We start from the raw sequence: 21,124 nt of genomic DNA, 5'->3' as shown, positions 1-21,124 counted from the left end.
GAGAAAATGAGCAGCCAAATTTGGGCTGCTTTCTTTATACATATATACGATTAAAATATCTGAATAATTTAAGAGTACAAGGTGATTAGATGGCCAAAAAAAAGAGAAGACAACCAAAAAAGAGGGACAATCATTTAAAACGAACCGTTCAATATGAATTATCGGCTCTCGCCATATTAGCTCTAGCAATTATTTCAATTGCCAAGCTTGGGGCAGTTGGAAAAGCCACAGTTCTATTCTTCCGCTTTTTGATGGGTGAATGGTACATGCTAGGGTTGTTAGGACTAGTTATTTTAAGTGTTTATTTAATGTGGAAACGAAGTATTCCTTTTTTCTTTCATATTAAGTTAGTCGGTACATATTTTATTATTTCTGCCATCCTTCTATTAAGCCATGTAACACTTTTTCATTTACTTACGAATGATGGAAAATTTAAGGACCCGAGTGTAATAAGTAACACTTGGGAGTTATTTATGATGGAACTTAGAGGAGAAACAAGCACAACCGACCTTGGAGGAGGTATTCTCGGAGCGGTTTTATTCGCACTATTTCACTATCTCTTCGCAGAGACAGGTACAAAAATTGTTGCATTTATTTTTATATTAATTGGAATTATCCTACTTACAGGAAGATCCATTGGTGATTTCGTTGGCAAAATTATCATAACTATTTTCGATTTTTCAAAAGGTCAGTGGGAAGCCTTTAAATTAGATATGTCCGAGTGGAAACAGAAACAAACCGAGCGTCGTAATGAGCGGATGGCCGGAAAGCAAATAGAAAAAGAAAACCGTCGAAGAGAGCCTGCACCAGTGATAAACAATCAGGCTCAGGATCAGGAAGAAACAATTATTCCTGAACCAATCATTTCTAGTTTTGCGGATCGTGCCTACGTAGAAGTAGAAGAGCCCGCCCGTAATAAGCCTGAGACAGAACAAGCAAAAGGACAGGAACAAAAGAGCAAAACGGCAGAGGAAGACGATGACAATACCCCGCCAATCTCGTTTACGGGAGCGATAGTGGAAAATGTGGCTTACGAATTACCACCACTAAAGCTGTTAAAGGCGCCGAGAAAAACTGATCAAAGTGGTGAATATGAGTTAATTCATGCTAATGCCGCTAAACTTGAACGAACATTCCAATCCTTTGGGGTAAAAGCCCGTGTTACCCAAGTTCACTTAGGACCTGCGGTTACAAAATACGAGGTCCACCCTGATGTTGGAGTAAAAGTTAGTAAAATCGTAAGCTTGAGCGATGACATAGCTTTAGCACTTGCTGCTAAGGGAATTCGAATTGAGGCACCCATTCCAGGCAAATCAGCTATAGGTATTGAGGTTCCAAATTCAGAAGTAGCAATGGTGTCTTTGAGGGAAGTACTAGAAAATACTCAAAATGATAAGCCCGATGCGAAACTATTGATTGGTCTTGGCAGAGATATAACTGGGGAAGCAGTCCACGCAGAACTAAATAAAATGCCGCATTTGCTTGTTGCCGGGGCTACTGGAAGTGGAAAAAGTGTTTGTATAAATGGAATTATCACAAGCATTCTAATGAGAGCAAAGCCGCATGAAGTAAAATTAATGATGATTGACCCGAAAATGGTCGAATTGAATGTCTATAACGGGATCCCGCATTTACTTGCACCAGTAGTGACAGATGCCAAAAAAGCCTCGCAGGCTTTAAAGAAAGTTGTAAGTGAGATGGAAAGACGGTACGAACTGTTTTCTCACACAGGTACACGTAATATTGAAGGATACAATGATCATGTTAGAAAACATAACCTTGAGGAAAATGATAAACAGCCATTGCTGCCTTATATTGTGGTTATTGTTGATGAGCTGGCCGATTTAATGATGGTTGCATCATCAGATGTTGAAGATTCTATTACTCGATTAGCGCAAATGGCCCGTGCGGCTGGAATTCACTTAATTATCGCTACTCAGCGGCCATCCGTTGATGTCATTACAGGGGTAATTAAAGCTAATATTCCATCACGAATAGCCTTTGCCGTTTCAAGTGCCACCGATTCAAGGACAATCCTTGATATGGGCGGTGCAGAAAAATTGCTTGGAAGAGGCGATATGTTATTTCTGCCTGTCGGCGCATCAAAACCTGTAAGGGTTCAAGGTGCATTCCTTTCAGATCAAGAGGTAGAAGATACGGTTGAATTTGTTATTTCACAGCAAAAGGCACAATATCAAGAAGAAATGATTCCAGATGATATTCCGGAGGTCACAGGTGCTGTGGAGGATGAATTATATAATGAGGCAGTAGATTTAATTATTGAAATGCAAACTGCATCAGTGTCAATGCTGCAGCGACGGTTCCGAATCGGTTATACAAGAGCAGCTCGATTGATCGATGAAATGGAGGCCCGCGGTGTTGTAGGTCCATATGAGGGCAGTAAACCACGTACCGTATTGCAGGCGAAACCAAAAGAGGAACAGAGTTCATAACCCTATTTTAAGAGTTCCTATGCATGAAAGAAATCTCTGAACGATAAATGGTAGTAAAAAAGAGCCGCTAGGCTCTTTTTTTATTGGACTAATTTTTTTAAAAATTGATACTATAGTAATAGGACCCAGGTTATTTAGAAAGCTAAATTTTGTTGCATTTCTACTTTTTTCAACATAATTCTTGTATATTTTCAAATAATATGTAAGCGTCATCTTTAGTGTTAGCTTTTTTTCCTCTTTTTTCGACGAAATTTGATATTCCTATTTATTTATCCTTAGAAAAATGTTAATATAAATCCGATTAGTAGGAATGATATCAGATGTCTGATGTCTTAGGAAAGAGGCTGGAGGAAACGGCATGTCTATTAAGTCAGATAACCGGCACTTATATTTACAAGTAATCGATCGGTTGAAGCAAGATATTGAAAATGGGGTATATAAAGAAAAAGAAAAACTGCCATCGGAATTCGATCTTGCGAAACAACTGGGTGTAAGCAGGGCAACTCTTAGGGAAGCACTTCGGATTCTAGAAGAGGAAAACGTCATTATTAGGCGCCATGGTGTTGGTACCTTTGTGAACTCGAAACCCATGTTTACTTCTGGGATTGAACAACTTAATAGTGTCACTGACATGATCAAGCAAGTTGGGATGAAGCCAGGAACTATTTTCTTAAGTTCATCAACTCAGGGTCCTACCGAAGAGGATGTTCGTCGTTTCTCATGTTCTGTTAATGAGGAGATTTTCGTGATGGAGAGGGTAAGAACAGCAAACGGAGAACCTGTCGTCTATTGTATTGATAAGGTTCCGGAGAGTATACTGCCAGAAACGTTTTCCCATGAGAAAGAATCGATTTTTCGAATTTTAGATGAAGAGGCAAATCGTAGAATTACATACGCTGTTGCCCAAATCGAACCTTTGGGTTATCATGAAAAAATTTCCCCCATTTTAGAATGTGAGCCAGAAACTGCTTTGTTAGTGTTAAAACAAATGCATTTTGATGAAACGGATGAACCTGTACTATTTTCGGTAAACTATTTTAAAGCAGATAAATTTAGTTTTCATGTATTAAGAAAAAGAACCTGATTTTTTGTTAATACTCTGTAAACGGAAACAATTTCACATTTTAAACATTTCTACTAAATCAAACAACATTCTTAGGGGGTACAATTCTTTGAAAAAGCGTAAAATTGGAATGGCGTTATCTCTAGTTCTTGCTGCTGGGACACTTTTAGGTGCTTGTGGAAAAAGCGATAACAAAAGCGATACATCTACCGGTGGAAACAAAGATACTTTCTCTGTCGCGATGGTTACTGACGTTGGTGGTGTTGATGATAAATCTTTCAACCAATCTGCATGGGAAGGTCTTCAAAAATTTGGTAAAGACAATGGCTTAGAAAAAGGTAAAGCCGGTTATGATTACGTACAATCTAAATCTGATGCCGACTACGCTACTAACTTAAATACTCTTGCTCGTCAAGATTTTGATTTAGTTTTTGGTATTGGCTTTTTGATGCAAGGTGCTGTTGAGGAAATTGCAAAACAACAAAAAGATCATCACTTTGCCATTGTTGATTCAGAAGTTAAACAACCAAACGTTGCAAGTATCCTATTTAAAGAACAAGAAGCATCATTCCTTGCGGGAGTTGCAGCTGCGATGACAACCAAATCCAATAAAATTGGATTTATTGGCGGTATTGAAGGTGCTGTTGTTGAACGTTTTGAAGCAGGATTTGTAGCAGGTGTTAAATCTGCGAAACCAGAAGCGACTGTTGACATTCAATACGCTGGTGCGTTTGATAAAGCTGAACTTGGCCAATCAATCGCTTCAAAAATGTACACTTCCGGAGCAGATGTAATATTCCACGCTGCTGGTGGTACAGGTGTTGGTTTATTTAAAGAGGCTAATGACCTTAAGAAAAAAAATCCATCTCGTGAAATTTGGGCAATCGGGGTTGACAGTGACCAAGCAAACATGGGTCCAGATGTTGTGTTAACTTCCGCTCTTAAACGTGTAGACAATGCGGTTATCGACGTTTCTACAAAAGCGAAAGATGGTAATTTCCCTGGCGGAAAGATAGCATTATACGGACTTGCTGAAGATGGTGTTGGATTAGCACCAATCAATAGCAAAGCACCAAACAAATCCGCTATTGAAACTGCTGTAAAAGATTGGACCGACAAAATTAAATCTGGTTCTGTAAAAGTTCCTGGTACTCGCGCAGAATTAAAAACTTTCAGCGCAAAATAATAAAATAGAGGAATAAGCGGGTATTAGCCTGCTTATTCCTTCTTATTGAAATCTTAACTGAAGTGTAGAAATTCATTCTACTTTTCATTGAAGATTTTAGTGGGGAGGAAATCCCTGTTTTTTTAAAAAATCTGAAAGGTCTGACCTCTTACTACTATTGGTCAAAATTTCCTTTTATCTTAATACAGGGAGTGAGAAAGATGGATTTTGTAATTGAAATGCTCAACATTCGTAAAGAGTTTGGCGGTTTCGTTGCGAATGATAACATTACCCTTCAATTAAAGAAGGGCGAAATTCATGCATTACTTGGTGAAAATGGTGCAGGCAAATCCACCTTAATGAATGTACTTTTTGGTTTATACCAGCCGGAACAAGGTGAAATTCGTGTAAAAGGGAAGCCTGTTAATATTACCAATCCAAATGTTGCAAATGATCTAGGTATCGGAATGGTACACCAACACTTTATGCTTGTCGACACATTTACGGTTACGGAAAATATTATACTCGGCAGAGAAGTGACAACTGGCGGTCGAATTGATCTTAAAAAGGCTGAAAAAGAGGTTCGTGAAATTTCTGAACGTTATGGTCTGGCCGTTGACCCTCAGGCAAAGATCTCTGATATTTCCGTGGGAATGCAGCAAAGGGTAGAGATTTTAAAAACATTATACCGTGGGGCTGAGATTGTCATTTTTGACGAGCCTTCTGCTGTCCTGACGCCACAAGAAATTAAAGAACTTATGCAAATTATGAAAACGCTTATAAAAGAAGGGAAATCTATTATTCTCATTACCCACAAATTGAAAGAGATTATGGAAGTGGCGGATCGTTGTACTGTTATCCGTAAAGGTAAAGGGATTGGTACCGTTAATGTAAGTGAAACTAATCCTAACGAACTTGCGAGCTTAATGGTTGGACGGGAAGTAACCTTTAAAACAGAAAAAGCAGAAGCTAAACCACAACAGGATGTTCTAGATGTCCAGGATTTAGTGGTTAGAGATCCTCGCGGGATAAATATAGTAAATGGCTTAAATTTAACGGTTAAAGCCGGTGAAATAGTCGGTATCGCGGGTATCGACGGGAATGGACAAACTGAATTTATTGAAGCCATTACCGGATTACGCAAGTCAGAAAATGGCAGCATCAAATTAAACGGAAAAGAACTAATCAACCATACACCGCGGCAGATTACAGAATCAGGTATTGGCCATATTCCACAGGACCGTCATAAACACGGTCTAGTCTTAAACTTCCCAATTGGCGAGAACATGGTTCTGCAAACCTATTATAAAAAGCCATTTTCAAAAAGCGGCGTTTTAAATTTTAAAGAAATATATAAAAAGGCAAGAACCTTAATTAGTGAGTTTGATGTTCGGACACCAAGCGAGTATACATTGGCTCGGGCACTTTCCGGTGGAAACCAGCAAAAGGCCATTATCGGACGAGAGATCGATCGAGATCCAGATCTGTTAATTGCAGCACAGCCTACACGCGGGTTGGACGTTGGGGCAATTGAATTTATTCATAAGCGTCTCATTGAGCAGCGTGACCATGGTAAAGCAGTCTTACTTATTTCATTTGAATTGGATGAAATTTTAAATGTGAGTGATCGAATTGCTGTAATCTATGAGGGGAAAATCGTTGCCATTGTCAATCCAAAGGAAACATCGGAGCAGGAACTTGGCTTGTTGATGGCTGGGTCAAATAGAAAGGAAGCAGGTGAACACTCCAATGCTTAAACGCTTTAATAGTATTTTAACACCCATTATTGCCGTGTTATTAGGTATTATCGTTGGAACCATTATCATGGTTGTCAGCGGTTATGATGCTTTAGCAGCTTTCACGGCACTTTGGAATGGAGCATTTGGTGATTCTTATTATTTTGGGGAAGTGATTAGACAAGTTACTCCTTATATTCTAGCTGGTTTAGCGGTGGCATTTGCCTTTCGTGTTGGGCTGTTTAATATCGGGGTAGAAGGACAATTTCTAGTCGGCTGGCTTGCGGCAGTTTGGGTGGGAGTAGCCTTTGATCTTCCAAAAATTATTCATTTACCGCTTGCCATATTAGCGTCTATGGCTGCAGGGGCTTTATGGGCATTCATTCCCGGTCTCTTAAAAGCTAGGTTTCGCGTTCATGAAGTAATTGTTACCATCATGATGAACTATGTTGCATTACATGTGTCCAACTATATTATTAAAAATATCATCACCGATAATAAAGATAAAACCGATATGATTAAGGAAACGGCAACATTAAGATCTGATTGGTTACAAAGTATTACAGATTATTCACGGCTCCACTGGGGGGTTGTTATTGCCATTATTGCTTGTATTGTGATGTGGTTTTTACTCGAAAGAACGACAAGAGGATTTGAATTACGAGCAGTCGGTTTTAATCAGCATGCAGCACACTATGCAGGGATGAATGTGAATAAAAATATTATCCTCTCTATGGTTATTGCGGGTGCATTTGCCGGATTGGCCGGGGCCATGGAAGGTTTAGGTACTTTCGGATATGCAACTGTAAAAGGCGGTTTCACCGGAGTTGGATTTGATGGGATTGCGGTAGCCTTGCTTGGTGCCAATACCTCTTTAGGTGTGTTTTTCTCGGCCTTATTATTTGGCGCATTAAAAGTAGGGGCATTGAACATGCCACTCGAAGCAGGTGTTCCAAATGAACTGGTTGATATCATTATTGCCTTGATCGTATTCTTTGTTGCTTCAAGTTATATAATAAGAGTATTTCTTGACCGATTCAGTAAAAAGGAGGTGAAGTAAGTTGAGCCTAATGGAAATCTTAATAATCGTTGTTCCATCCACCTTGTTATGGGCAGCTCCACTTGTCTTCACTGCATTAGGCGGTATATTTTCTGAGCGTTCTGGGGTTGTAAACATTGGTCTTGAGGGTTTAATGGTCATCGGTGCATTTACTGCGATTGTGTTTAACCTTACGTTTGTTGACACGTTTGGAAGCTTAACTCCATGGCTGGCAATCTTGGTTGCCATGGTTGCAGGAGCAATCTTTTCCTTGTTGCATGCTGTTGCTGCGATTACATTCCGTGCTGACCATACGGTTTCAGGTGTGGCGATTAACTTACTAGCAACAGGTTTAACTTTATTCCTAGTTAAGCTTATCTATGATAAAGGTGAAACAGATATTATCAGCAAAGGCTTCAACAAAATTGATATTCCGGTTTTAAAAGATATCCCTATTATAGGTGAAATATTCTTCCAAAACACTTATTGGACATCCTTCCTTGCTATTATCGTATCCATTATCGTATGGTATGTAGTGTTTAAAACACCATTTGGTCTTCGTCTTCGTTCAGTTGGGGAACATCCAATGGCAGCAGATACGATGGGGATTAATGTTACAAAAATGCGCTATCTTGGTGTGATTATTTCAGGAGCCTTAGGTGGTATCGGCGGCGGAGTATACGCTCAATCAATTACATCTAACTTCAGCCACTCTACAATTAGTGGTCAAGGCTTTATGGCTATTGCAGCGATGATTTTTGGTAAATGGCATCCACTTGGTGCAATGGGTGCGGCAATATTCTTTGGTTTCGCTCAAAGTATCAGTATCATCGGATCAAGTTTACCGTTCTTAAAAGAAATTCCAAATGTCTACTTGTTAATTGCTCCGTATGTGTTAACGGTGCTCGCTTTAACCGGATTCATCGGCCGTGCTGATGCTCCAAAGGCAAGTGGTACGCATTATATTAAAGGAAGCAGATAATACGAAAAGTGGAAGCGCCTTGACAAGGGGCGACAGGCATAAGACGAGCCTTCTTGACGGATTGGCTTATGACCCCGAGCCCCTAGGCGCTGGAGCTAGACAATAATCCAAGTAAAGAGCTCTCAGCAAATGAGAGCTCTTTTTTAATAAATAAACGTATTTCTTGTGTTGTATGGGCATGGCAAATTATAGTAAGAAGTATAGGTTTTATCAAAAAGGAAAAGATATAAAGAAAAATGTTTACATATGCTATAAGTAGGCCCTTTAGGAAAAAGGAGGATTACCAATGGACTCAACTGCAGAAAAAATCACAGAATTGCAGGGATATAAACTCCATATTATTGAAACTGAAAAGTATAAGACCAATACATTCGTCTGGAGAATGAAAGCCCCTTTAACAAAAGAAGATGTAACAAAACGGGCCCTGCTCCCGCATGTTTTACAAAGCAGCTCAGCAAAATATGCTTCCACAACAGCATTACGTTCTTATTTAGATGAGCTATATGGCGCCACTCTTTTTGTTGATTTGGCTAAAAAAGGTGAGTACCACGTGATGAGTGTAACCTTAGAAATAGCCAATGAAAAATTTTTAAGCGACCCGGCCCCTCTTTTAAAAAAAGGGTTTGAACTATTGTCCGAGATTTTGACTAATCCAAATGCTACTGGAAATTCCTTTGATAAGGACACAGTGGAAAAGGAAAAACGAGTACTCAAATCACGGATTCAATCTGTTTTCGACGATAAAATGCGCTATTCCAATGTCCGCCTTTTAGAAGAAATGTGTAAAGGAGAACCATATGCCCTCCAGGTAAATGGTGAAGCGGGCGATGTGGATGCAATCACACCGGAAAATTTATACGCATATTATCAAAAGGCCTTTTTAGAAGATGAAATGGATCTGTATGTAATTGGTGACGTGAAAGAAGAAGAAGTAAAACAATTAGCTGGCCAATTACTGCAGTTTGAAAACCGCACTCCGAAAAAAAATCAAACTAAAAAAACAACAGATAGAACTGAAGTGAATGAGGTAAAAGAAGTACAGGATGTAAAACAAGGTAAGTTAAACATTGGATATAGAACCAATATTGTTTATGGAGATCCTGATTATTTTGCTCTTCAAGTCTTTAATGGAATTTTCGGGGGCTTTTCGCACTCTAAACTATTTATTAATGTCCGTGAAAAGGCTAGTCTTGCTTACTATGCAGCGAGCCGGCTTGAGAGTCATAAAGGGCTAATGATGGTCATGTCAGGGATTGATTTGAAAAACTATGATCAAGCGGTGGGAATTATTCATGAACAAATGGATGCGATGAAAAAAGGAGATTTTACTGATCAAGAATTGGAACAAACAAAGGCGGTTATCCAAAATCAAATTATGGAGACGGTTGACACGGCCAGGGGTTTAACAGAAATCCTATATCATAATGTGGTTGCAGGTACGACTATTTCTCTTGATACGTGGATGAATGAAATGAATAATGTCACAAAGGAAGAAATCACAGCAGTGGCAGAAAAGATTCAGCTTGATACGATTTATTTCTTAACGGGAACGGAGGCGGGCAAATAATGGAGAAAATTACTTTTGACCAGCTTCAGGAAGAGCTCTTTCACGAAAAAATGTCAAACGGCTTAAATGTTTATATCCTGCCAAAGAAAGGATTTAATAAAACATATGCCACCTTTACAACCAAATACGGTTCGGTTGATAATACCTTTGTACCATTCGGCAAAGAGAAGTATGTAAAGGTCCCGGATGGGATTGCCCACTTTTTAGAGCATAAGCTGTTTGAAAAAGAAGATGGGGATGTGTTCCAACAGTTTAGCCGTCAAGGGGCGTCTGCCAATGCGTTTACATCGTTTACCCGTACAGCCTATTTATTTTCAAGTACCTCTGATGTTGAGAAAAATTTAGAAACACTGATTGATTTTGTTCAAAGCCCATATTTCTCCGAGAAAACAGTGGAAAAGGAAAAAGGGATCATCGGTCAGGAAATTACTATGTATGATGATAATCCGGATTGGCGGTTATACTTTGGCTTAATCCAGAACTTATATCAAAATCATCCAGTGAAAATCGATATTGCAGGAACGATTGAATCGATTGCGGATATTGATAAAGATTGGCTTTATGAGTGTTACAATACCTTCTATCACCCAAGTAATATGCTGTTATTTATTGTTGGTCCTGTTGATCCTGATAAAATAATGACTCAGGTGAGAAATAACCAAGCTAAAAAAGATTATAAGGATATGCCGGAAATTAAACGGAAATTTGAAGAAGAGCCGCCGCAGGCTGCTGAAAAGAAACAAGTTCTTCAAATGAATGTCCAGACTTCTAAAACTCTGCTTGGAATTAAAGCCCTTCATGTTGACCAAACGGGTGAAGTGCTGCTGAAAAATGAGTTAACCATGAATGTATTGCTTGATTTATTGTTTGGAAAAAGTTCGGAAAACTACAATAAGCTTTATGACGAGGGTCTTGTCGATGAAACCTTCTCCTACGACTATACACAAGAGCAAGGCTTTGGATTTGCTATGGTTGGGGGAGACACAGGAGAACCGGATAAACTTGCTGAAAGACTTAAACAAGTGCTCCTTGATGCAAAGCAGGGCAGTGTGTTTAATGAAGAACAGTTAGAAAGAGCTAAAAAGAAGAAAATTGGCGCCTTTTTACGGGCTGTAAACTCTCCTGAATATATAGCCAATCAGTTTACTCGGTATGCGTTTAATGATATGAATTTATTCGATGTGGTGCCAACGCTCGAAAAAATCACCTTACAGGACGTTCAAAAGTTAGCATCTGAAGTCATTTCTGAGGAACGTTTCTCTGTATGCCAAGTTATCCCAAAACAAAAGTAGGCGAAGAAGCGTCGGACCACGGCGCTTCTTTGCTGTCGAATTACTTGCGGAAGGCATCTGGATGTGGCGGATGTGAGGTACTGGCGGATAGCGATCAACTAGTGTCGGATGTTCCAATTTTGCTGGCGGATAGGCAATTTTTACGGACGTAATGCCGCTCACTGGGGGGAATCCTGAAATCACTGGCAGTGGAGTATGGTCTATATCAATGAAAGAGTGATGTAATTGAGAAAATATGTATTATTAACGGGAGCAAGCGGGGGAATCGGACAAGCGGTCGCCATACATTTAGCAGCGCAAGGCTACCATTTATACCTGCACTACAATCAAAACGAACAAACAATCCGGGAGCTTAGGAATAAACTCGAACCGTTTGGCGGTGAGTACATACCCATTCAGGCTGATTTTGCCTCAGCAAATGGTTACCAGTCCATACTGCCGCAAATTTTTTCTTTAGATGCAATTATCCATTGCGGTGGAAAAAGTCATTATGGTCTGCTAGTGGATTTAAAACATAACGAAGCCCAAGAGTTATTCAATATTCATGTCTTAAATCCATTAATGCTGACCAAAGAATTATTACCTAAATTTTTAACCAAACGTTCAGGCAATATCATTGTGATTACTTCTATATGGGGACAGACCGGCGCAGCATGTGAAGTGGCCTACTCCGCTGCAAAGGGAGCGCAAATTGCCTTTGTAAAAGCACTTAGTAAAGAAGTGGCTTTAAATGGCATTCGCGTAAATGCCATTGCCCCAGGCGCCGTGGATACCCCGATGATGGAAGGCTTTACTTATGAAGAACTTGAGCAGATTTCTTTCGATATCCCAATGGGGAGAATGGCGAAACCCGAAGAAATTGCTGCAAGTGTAACTTTTTTACTTTCGAATGAGTCTTCTTATATTACAGGACAAGTGTTGTCTGTGAATGGCGGATGGTACACATGATGAAAATTTCATGGTTAGGGGATGAATAGTTCTTGATGCTTCATCGCAAAATAACCTTGTACCATTCTAAAGGAGGGAATACGATGTCTGTTTTAGAAAACTGGAAACAATGGGAAGACTTCTTAGCGGACCGTCTTCATCATGCACAAAATGAAGGCATGAGTGAAGGTGCTATTAGTAACCTTGCTTTTCAAATTGGTGACTATTTAGCCAATCAAGTTGAACCAAAAAATGAACAAGAAAGAATTCTTGCCGATCTTTGGTCCGTTGCTGACAAACAAGAACAGCAGGCCATTGCCAATATGATGGTAAAACTGATTTCAAATAACGGCTAATGCTTAGAGAGAGGGACTAAAGGTCTCCTCTCTTTTCGCTTTTTGTAAACCTTCTTGCTCTACTAATTATAGGATTTTTTAATTAATCAATCATATTCATTGTTTTTCCTTTCATCTTCTATCAAAATCATTTATTATAAGGTTTAGATGTGACGGTGTAAAAAAATGTCGAAACTTCTTTTTGGGGGGTTTTTTATTATGAAAAAAGAATGGTACTTAGAATATGAGATTCAGAAGAACCGCCCGGGTCTTTTGGGTGACATTTCCTCTTTATTAGGGATGCTGGCTATTAATATTGTTACCATTAATGGTGTGGATGAAGGCAGGCGTGGATTGTTAATCTTAGCAAAAGATGATGATCAAATAAAACGGCTTGAGTCAATTTTAAATACAATGGACACAATAAAACTAATAAAATTAAGGGAGCCAAAACTGCGTGACAGACTAGCAGTTAGACACGGCCGCTATATTCAAAGGGATGCTGATGACAAAAAAACATTCCGGTTTGTGAGAAATGAGCTTGGATTATTAGTTGATTTTATGGCAGAATTATTTAAGCAGGAGGGCCATAAACTAATCGGTATTCGCGGGATGCCTCGAGTTGGTAAAACAGAATCACTCGTTGCCGCAAGTGTTTGTGCAAATAAGCGGTGGTTGTTTGTTTCATCCACATTGTTAAAACAAACAATTCGTAATCAGTTGATTGAGGATGAATATAATGCCAACAATTTGTTTATCCTTGATGGAATTGTCTCTACTAGACGTGCAAACGAACGTCATTGGCAGCTTGTTCGCGAAATTATGCGCTTGCCTTCAGTTAAGGTGATAGAGCATCCTGATATCTTTGTGCAAAATTCAGAATACACTCTAGACGATTTTGATTATATTATTGAACTTCGCAACGATGCCGATGAAGAAATAACCTACGATGTCGTTGACCAGCATAATATGTTCTCCGGTTCAGATTTTGGGGATTTTGATTTTTAATAAATTGGAAGGTGTTACAGTTGACGGAACTAGGGAATCGATTAAAGGAAGCCCGATTAGCTAAAAATTTAAGCTTAGACGATCTTCAAACCATAACCAAAATTCAAAAGCGATATCTAGTTGGGATTGAAGAAGGTAACTATGAAAGTATGCCCGGGAATTTTTATGTAAGGGCCTTTATTAAGCAATATGCAGAAGCACTAAATCTAAATCCTGATGAAATTTTTGAAACCTATAAAAACGAAATTCCAGCCTCCCATAATGATGAATTGCATCATTTATCTCGAGTGAAAACGCACAAAGCGATCTCAAAGGGAGATTCTAAAGTATTTGATGTTTTGCCAAAAGTTTTAATAGGTGTATTTGTCGTTGGCATTGCTAGTGTTTTATATTACTTTATTGCCAACCATGCCGGTAATAATAATAATGAAACGGTCAGTAATGATCGTGAGCAGGTTAAAATTGAAAAATCAACCGAACTTGAGAAAGTTAAAGCTAATCAAGTAGTAAAAGAAGACGAGACCCAAAAAGAGAAAGAAGCAGCAAAACCCAAAACCGAAACACCCCCGCCTGCTGATACACCAAAGCAGGAGTTAACTGCTGTTCAATCACAGGGGCGTACCACAACCTATGAATTGAAGAATACTGATAAATTTGTCGTGAAGTTAGTTTCAAAAGGACAAACATGGGTAAGCATTAAAAATGGAAAACAGAAAACCTTTTTCCAAGGAACTCTCAGAAAAGGGGCAACGGAGAGCCAAACACAAGATTTATCCGCAGAAAATATAGCTGTGATTACGGTCGGTAATGCTGCAGATACAGATATTTATATTAACGATCAAAAGCTTGAATATGCCATTCCAGCAACAGCCAATGTTCAGAACATCAAGATTCAACATGTTCTGAAGAATCAATAGTCATCTGCTGATGGCTATTTTTCACTTTTTTTAATGATAAGGAGAAAAATATTATGAATATTCCTAATAGAATAACGGTATCAAGGATTCTTTTAATCCCATTATTCTTACTAATTATGCTTGTACCCTTTGATTGGGGTAACATGCATCTTCTTGGGGCAGATATGCCTGTTACCCATTTTGTTGGTGCACTTATTTTTATCCTAGCTTCAACTACGGACTGGGTTGATGGTCATTATGCCCGTAAATATAACTTAGTGACCAACATGGGGAAATTCCTTGATCCACTGGCTGATAAGTTACTCGTGTCAGCGGCTTTAATTGTCCTTGTTGAACTTAATGATATCTATGCACCGTCTTGGATTGTTATCATTATTATCAGCAGAGAATTCGCTGTTACCGGACTTCGCTTACTTCTTGCAGGTGAAGGTGAAGTAGTGGCTGCGAATATGCTTGGCAAAATTAAGACATGGACGCAAATTATCGCCATTTCTTCACTATTATTACATAATTTTATTTTTGAAATGATTTCGTTTCGTTTCGATATTTTGTCATTATGGGTAGCTATGATATTTACTATTTGGTCTGGCTGGGATTATTTCGCTAAGAATAGTCACGTGTTAAAAAATTCAAAGTAGTACAGCCGAAAGTATACTATAATGGAGGGATAGGTTTGAAGAATGCTGAGATTATTGCAGTAGGTTCGGAGTTATTGCTCGGTCAAATTGTTAACACCAACGCGCGATTTATTTCACAGCAATTAGCTGAGCTTGGAATTAACGTTTATTTTCATACAGTTGTAGGGGACAATCCTGACAGGCTGCTTTCTGCCATTAAAACGGCCGAAAGGCGGGCAAATATCATTATTTTTACAGGCGGATTGGGACCAACCAAGGATGATTTAACAAAGGAAACGATTGCCCGACATCTCGGTAAAAATCTTGTGTTGGACCAAGATGCATTAGAGTCGATCGAGCTTTATTTCACTCGTACAAAACGTTTGATGACGGAAAATAACCGTAAGCAGGCATTAGTGTTAGAAGGCTCTCACATCCTTCCAAATAATTATGGGATGGCTCCTGGAATGGTGTTGGAAACGAACGGTAACACCTATATGCTTTTACCTGGTCCTCCAAAGGAAATGGAACCAATGTTTCGTCAATATGGCTGTACGGTCCTAGCCTCTAAGGATACGGTGAATGAAAAAATTGTTTCTAGGGTGCTGCGTTTTTTTGGAATAGGCGAAGCGGCATTGGAAACAGAAATTATGGATATTATTGATGCACAAAGTAACCCTACGATTGCCCCGCTTGCCGGTGATGGTGAAGTAACACTGCGCCTGACGGCAAAACACGTGGATGAGAATGTTGCGGAGTCAATGCTGGATGAAGTGGAAAAAGTGATCCGTCAACGTGTGGGTCAGTATATTTATGGTTATAATGATACTTCTCTATTAGCAGAGCTAACCGGAGTATTGAAAGAAAGAAACTTAACGATTACTGCTGCTGAAAGTTTAACTGGGGGCTTGTTCCAGAAGGAATTAACCTCGATTGCTGGCGTTAGTTCTGTGTTTAAAGGTGGCGTGGTTTGTTATTCGAATGAAGTGAAGCATAAAATTTTGCAAGTTGAACAAGAAACACTTGATAATGATGGTGCCGTGAGTGAACAATGTGCGTTTGAGCTTGCGGAGAATACGTCCCGGTTGTTAGCAGCCGATATAGGTGTGAGTTTCACTGGTGTAGCCGGTCCGGATGAGCTTGAAGGGAAACCAGTCGGCACAGTTTATATTGGGATTGCTATTAAGGGAAGGCCGACGGTCGTTGAGAAGCTTACTCTTGGGGGAACGAGGGAAGCCATTCGTAATCGTGCGGTCAAATACGGCTGTTATTTTATATTACAGAATTTAAAAGAATCACAGAATGCAATATAGCATTCTGTGGTTTTTTAGTGCTCTAGGAAATTACAGGTAATTATAGATTACTACTTGTGGATAACTTTTTACAGGTTTAGACACGTCCAGCCCTTCCTTCATCCTTTTTGTCCTCAAAAGGCTTTATTGAAAACACTCATTAGTCCTTCTTCACTATTTTTGCTGGACTATTTACTAGAATCGCATAACAACTGTCCAATAGGACGCTACTCTATTGGACAGTTTAGGCTAAGGCACAAGAGAATATTTTTCTATAAAGTCCAATTACTAGACAATTACCAGAGTCCAGAAGAATTTTGTCCATTATACTATTTACCGTGGAAGTTTGATTTTTCATACAAAAGAGGAAAAAGTGATTATCAGCTAGCATTAAGCAGTAAAAACACAAATAAAGAGGTAATAGGGCTGTTTTCTTAGGATAAATTGTTAATTAATAGGTCGAATAAACGTTCGCTTTTTTACTCGACAAATAGATTAAAAGAAGGTATAGTAGTTATAGGAATTATATTCATAGACTAATACGTAATAATTCAAATTCTTTATATAGAAAAAGGGAGGAACTATTTGTGAGTGACCGTAAGGCCGCCTTAGAAATGGCGTTAAAACAAATAGAAAAGCAATTTGGTAAAGGCTCCATTATGAAGATGGGAGAAAAAACTGAAACAAGAATATCAACTGTTCCGAGCGGCTCCTTAGCACTTGATACAGCACTTGGTGTGGGTGGATACCCTAGAGGCCGTATTATAGAAATTTACGGACCAGAAAGTTCGGGTAAAACAACGGTTGCCCTTCATGCTATTGCAGAAGTACAAGCAAAAGGCGGACAAGCAGCGTTTATCGATGCTGAACACGCGCTTGACCCAACATATGCACAAAAACTTGGTGTTAACATTGATGAATTACTATTATCACAGCCAGATACAGGTGAACAAGCACTTGAAATTGCTGAAGCTCTAGTTCGAAGCGGTGCCGTTGACATTATTGTAATTGACTCCGTTGCTGCCTTAGTTCCTAAAGCAGAGATCGAAGGCGAAATGGGCGACGCACACGTAGGTCTACAAGCTCGCTTAATGTCACAAGCCCTTCGTAAACTATCAGGTGCTATCAATAAATCAAAAACAATCGCAGTCTTCATTAACCAGATTCGTGAAAAAGTGGGAATTATGTTCGGAAACCCTGAGACAACCCCTGGTGGTCGTGCCTTAAAGTTCTATTCCACTATTCGTCTTGAAGTACGCCGTGCAGAAACATTAAAGCAAGGAAATGAAATGGTTGGTAACAGAACTAAAATTAAAGTCGTAAAAAACAAAGTGGCACCGCCATTCCGTACAGCTGAAGTCGACATAATGTATGGAGAAGGTATCTCTAAAGAAGGCGAAATCATCGATCTAGGTTCTGAATTAGATATCGTTCAAAAAAGCGGTTCATGGTACTCCTATAACAATGAAAGAGTAGGCCAAGGCCGTGAAAATGCGAAATTATTCTTAAAAGAAAATCCTGAAATCCGTGAAGATATCAACAAAAAAATCCGTGAACATTACGGCTTAGATGGTGATAAAGTAGTATCGGAAACAGATGATGATGAGCAGATTAATTTATTAGATTAGTTCATAATAGAGCAAAGCCTGTGACTGGGTTTTGCTTTTTTTATAAAAAAAGCATAATTATTCGTATTTTTTAATAAATATACATTTTGGACATAGTGAACTATTGATTATATATTAGGAAATTCTAAATATTTGAAAAAGCTAATTGGACAAAGCCTTGACAATAAATATTCACAGCTTTACAATTAACATGTATATTTTACATTTTTGGAAATATTACATTGTGAAAAGCCTTGGTGCTTGCTGTATGTTGAGTCTAAACAATGTACATGCCGACACTTAAAAAAGAACAAAAGTTCATAGCAAGAGGGGGTGTAACGATTGGATTTAATTACTATCATCTCCATTTTGCTTGGCCTTATCGTCGGTGCCGTTGTTGGCTATTTTGTTCATAAATCCATTGCTGATGCAAAAGTAGCAGGTGCAAAGAATGCTGCAGAGCAGATACTTGAAGATGCGAAACGTGATGCTGATTCATTGAAAAAAGAAGCTTTGCTAGAAGCAAAGGATGAAATTCACAAGCTTCGAACTGAAGCTGAACGTGAGGTTCGTGAACGAAGAAATGAAATGCAAAAACAAGAAAACCGTTTACTGCAAAGAGAAGAGAATTTAGATCGAAAAGAGGAAACGTTAAACAAGCGTGAAAATCTTTTAGAAAAGAAGGATGATTCTCTAAACCAAAGACAACAGCATATTGAAGAGATGGAAAGCAAAGTGGACGAGTTGGTACGCAAACAACAAACTGAACTCGAACGTATTTCGAGCTTAACTCGCGAGGAAGCAAAAGCAATCATTGTCGACAGAATGGAACAAGAACTTACCCATGATACTGCCATAATGATTAAAGAAAGTGAAAACCGAGCGAAAGAGGAAGCCGACAAGAAGGCAAAGGAAATCCTTTCCTTAGCAATCCAGCGTTGCGCTGCTGACCATGTGGCCGAAACGACTGTCTCTGTCGTCAACCTTCCAAATGACGAAATGAAAGGCCGGATTATTGGCCGTGAAGGACGAAACATTCGTACACTTGAAACCTTAACGGGAATTGATTTGATTATTGATGATACTCCGGAAGCTGTCATTCTATCAGGTTTTGATCCTATTCGGAGAGAAACAGCACGCCTAGCTTTAGAAAAGCTAGTTCAAGACGGACGAATCCATCCAGCCCGAATTGAGGAAATGGTTGAAAAGTCCCGTCGGGAAGTGGATGAATATATCCGTGAAGTTGGGGAACAAACAACCTTTGAAGTGGGTGTACATGGCTTACATCCGGATCTTATCAAAATCCTTGGCCGTTTGAAATTCCGTACCAGCTACGGTCAAAATGTCCTTAAGCATTCAATGGAAGTGGCTCAGCTTTCTGGTTTATTGGCTGCTGAACTTGGTCAGGATGAAACACTGGCCCGTCGTGCAGGATTGCTTCATGACATCGGTAAGGCAATTGATCATGAAGTAGAAGGAAGCCATGTGGAAATTGGGGTTGAACTTGCAACCAAATACAAGGAACACCCAGTGGTAATCAATAGTATCGCATCCCATCATGGTGATACTGAACCTACATCGATTATTGCCGTCCTTGTTGCTGCTGCAGATGCTTTATCCGCGGCTAGACCAGGAGCTCGAAGTGAAACACTCGAAAACTATATTCGCCGTCTTGAAAAGCTTGAGGAGATTTCAGAGTCTTATGAAGGTGTTGAAAAGTCCTTTGCAATTCAAGCTGGTAGAGAAGTCCGTATTATTGTAAGACCAGATGCAGTAGATGATCTTGCCGCCCATCGATTAGCACGTGATATTCGTAAACGTATCGAAGAGGAACTTGATTATCCTGGACATATTAAAGTGACAGTAATCCGTGAAACACGGGCTGTTGAATATGCAAAATAAAGCGGTGCACATTGCACTGCTTTATTTTTTGCATGAAGATAAGAACGTATAAAGGATTTGAGAATTCTCCAGCTCCAGCTGTCTAGGGGTTAAGTGTCATTAGCCCCTTCGACAAGGCGCTTCCGCTTTACTTTGATTAAAGGTAAACCACATGTGATACAATTTAAACAAAACATTTTCTTAAAACGAAAGGGAATAAAATGAACCTACTATTTATCGGTGACGTGGTCGGCTCTCCGGGTCGAAACATGGTGAAAGAATATCTGCCAAAGTTAAAGGAAAAATATCGACCCCATTTTACAATCATTAATGGTGAAAATGCCGCAGGCGGTAAGGGTATAACAGAAAAAATCTATCGTGAGTTTTTGGGTCATGGTGCCCAGGCAATCACGCTGGGTAATCATGCGTGGGATAATCGAGAAATATTTGAATTTATCGATTCGGCCAAAAATATGGTAAGACCTGCGAATTTTCCAGAAGGAACACCTGGAAAAGGGCTTGCATTTTTCAAAATAAATGAATTCGAAATCGCCGTCATAAATCTACAGGGTCGAACCTTTATGGCGCCATTAGATTGTCCATTTAAAAAAGCAGATGAATTAGTCCATATTGCCATGGAAAGGACACCGTTTATCTTTGTGGACTTTCATGCGGAAGTTACAAGTGAAAAGCAGGCTATGGGTTGGTACTTAGATGGAAGAGTATCAGCTGTTGTTGGTACCCATACACATGTTCAAACGGCTGACAACAGGGTTTTGCCAGGCGGTACCGGCTATTTAACAGATGTGGGCATGACAGGCCCTTACGATGGTATCCTTGGTGTAGAACGGGATGCCGTGTTAAAAAGATTTCTAACGAGTCTGCCAGTTCGATTTGAAGTGCCGACGTCCGGAAGGAACCAGTTGAGTGCCGTTTATATAGAATTAGATCGAAAAACAGGATTTTCTAAAAAGATGGTTCCAATCCTAATCAATGATGACCATCCGTTTTATAGTTAAAAACTTCCGCATTGGAAGTTTTTTTCAATTGGGTGATTATCGACTTTGTTTGCTCCCAAAGCAGTAAATAACTTTTATAGTTGTCTAGCTTCAGTGCACAGCGGCTAGTGGTCTTCGCCCTTCTCCCTACGATAAGTCAACATCGAATCGCTATCGCTCTTCGTGTTTCCTTTATCTCCGTCGAAGGGCTCCAGACCATACGCCGCTAAACGTGCACTTCCGCT

At 39.4% G+C, this 21,124-nt stretch carries 17 protein-coding genes; all 17 read left to right on the top strand.

The annotated features are described in order from the left end of the window. The first annotated feature begins 89 nt into the window (after positions 1 to 89). Positions 90 to 2,453 carry a DNA translocase FtsK gene (locus M3226_RS09555; protein ID WP_251564737.1) on the top strand — a complete coding sequence of 788 codons (2,364 nt, stop codon included), beginning with the start codon at positions 90 to 92 and terminating at the stop codon, positions 2,451 to 2,453. 358 nt (positions 2,454 to 2,811) lie between these two features. Continuing rightward, entirely contained in the window at positions 2,812 to 3,537 is a 726-nt protein-coding gene (locus M3226_RS09550; protein ID WP_251564734.1) for a GntR family transcriptional regulator, read from the top strand. Between the two features lie 88 nt (positions 3,538 to 3,625). Beyond that, positions 3,626 to 4,702, top strand: coding sequence for a BMP family lipoprotein (locus tag M3226_RS09545; RefSeq protein ID WP_251564732.1), 1,077 nt, complete (start codon positions 3,626 to 3,628; stop codon positions 4,700 to 4,702). 200 nt (positions 4,703 to 4,902) lie between these two features. Next, complete coding sequence (locus tag M3226_RS09540) at positions 4,903 to 6,438, top strand: ABC transporter ATP-binding protein (protein ID WP_251564730.1); 1,536 nt, start codon at positions 4,903 to 4,905, stop codon at positions 6,436 to 6,438. Continuing rightward, positions 6,431 to 7,477, top strand: a complete 1,047-nt coding sequence (locus M3226_RS09535; protein WP_251564727.1) for an ABC transporter permease — start codon at positions 6,431 to 6,433, stop codon at positions 7,475 to 7,477. Before M3226_RS09540 ends, M3226_RS09535 begins: the two co-directional genes overlap by 8 nt. 1 nt (position 7,478) lies before the next feature. Next, complete coding sequence (locus M3226_RS09530; protein WP_251564725.1) at positions 7,479 to 8,438, top strand: ABC transporter permease; 960 nt, start codon at positions 7,479 to 7,481, stop codon at positions 8,436 to 8,438. Between the two features lie 286 nt (positions 8,439 to 8,724). Next, positions 8,725 to 10,005, top strand: coding sequence for an EF-P 5-aminopentanol modification-associated protein YfmF (gene yfmF / locus M3226_RS09525; protein WP_251564722.1), 1,281 nt, complete (start codon positions 8,725 to 8,727; stop codon positions 10,003 to 10,005). Then, positions 10,005 to 11,297, top strand: a complete 1,293-nt coding sequence (gene yfmH / locus M3226_RS09520; RefSeq protein WP_251564719.1) for an EF-P 5-aminopentanol modification-associated protein YfmH — start codon at positions 10,005 to 10,007, stop codon at positions 11,295 to 11,297. The genes yfmF and yfmH overlap by 1 nt, the downstream gene beginning before the upstream one ends. Positions 11,298 to 11,522: 225 nt before the next feature. Further along, on the top strand, positions 11,523 to 12,245 hold the full coding sequence (gene ymfI, locus M3226_RS09515) for an elongation factor P 5-aminopentanone reductase (protein WP_251564718.1): 723 nt from the start codon (positions 11,523 to 11,525) through the stop codon (positions 12,243 to 12,245). Positions 12,246 to 12,328: 83 nt separating this feature from the next. After that, on the top strand, positions 12,329 to 12,580 hold the full coding sequence (locus tag M3226_RS09510; protein WP_098528659.1) for a DUF3243 domain-containing protein: 252 nt from the start codon (positions 12,329 to 12,331) through the stop codon (positions 12,578 to 12,580). Positions 12,581 to 12,775: 195 nt separating this feature from the next. Further along, the gene (locus M3226_RS09505; protein ID WP_098528658.1) at positions 12,776 to 13,567 is read left to right on the top strand and encodes a DUF3388 domain-containing protein; all 792 of its coding nucleotides are present in this window, start codon (positions 12,776 to 12,778) and stop codon (positions 13,565 to 13,567) included. 11 nt (positions 13,568 to 13,578) lie between these two features. Next, on the top strand, positions 13,579 to 14,484 hold the full coding sequence (locus M3226_RS09500; RefSeq protein ID WP_251564716.1) for a helix-turn-helix domain-containing protein: 906 nt from the start codon (positions 13,579 to 13,581) through the stop codon (positions 14,482 to 14,484). Positions 14,485 to 14,537: 53 nt separating this feature from the next. After that, the gene (pgsA, locus tag M3226_RS09495; protein ID WP_251564714.1) at positions 14,538 to 15,122 is read left to right on the top strand and encodes a CDP-diacylglycerol--glycerol-3-phosphate 3-phosphatidyltransferase; all 585 of its coding nucleotides are present in this window, start codon (positions 14,538 to 14,540) and stop codon (positions 15,120 to 15,122) included. A 35-nt stretch (positions 15,123 to 15,157) separates the two neighbouring features. Beyond that, on the top strand, positions 15,158 to 16,414 hold the full coding sequence (locus M3226_RS09490; RefSeq protein WP_251564713.1) for a competence/damage-inducible protein A: 1,257 nt from the start codon (positions 15,158 to 15,160) through the stop codon (positions 16,412 to 16,414). Positions 16,415 to 16,980: 566 nt separating this feature from the next. Further along, entirely contained in the window at positions 16,981 to 18,021 is a 1,041-nt protein-coding gene (recA, locus tag M3226_RS09485) for a recombinase RecA (RefSeq protein WP_251564710.1), read from the top strand. A gap of 321 nt (positions 18,022 to 18,342) precedes the next feature. Further along, on the top strand, positions 18,343 to 19,902 hold the full coding sequence (gene rny / locus M3226_RS09480) for a ribonuclease Y (RefSeq protein WP_098528653.1): 1,560 nt from the start codon (positions 18,343 to 18,345) through the stop codon (positions 19,900 to 19,902). Positions 19,903 to 20,102: 200 nt separating this feature from the next. Continuing rightward, positions 20,103 to 20,900 carry a TIGR00282 family metallophosphoesterase gene (locus M3226_RS09475; RefSeq protein ID WP_251564708.1) on the top strand — a complete coding sequence of 266 codons (798 nt, stop codon included), beginning with the start codon at positions 20,103 to 20,105 and terminating at the stop codon, positions 20,898 to 20,900. Positions 20,901 to 21,124 lie beyond the last annotated feature (224 nt).

Source organism: Neobacillus cucumis, from assembly GCF_023715505.1.
This window is presented reverse-complemented; position numbering and strand designations above follow the sequence as displayed.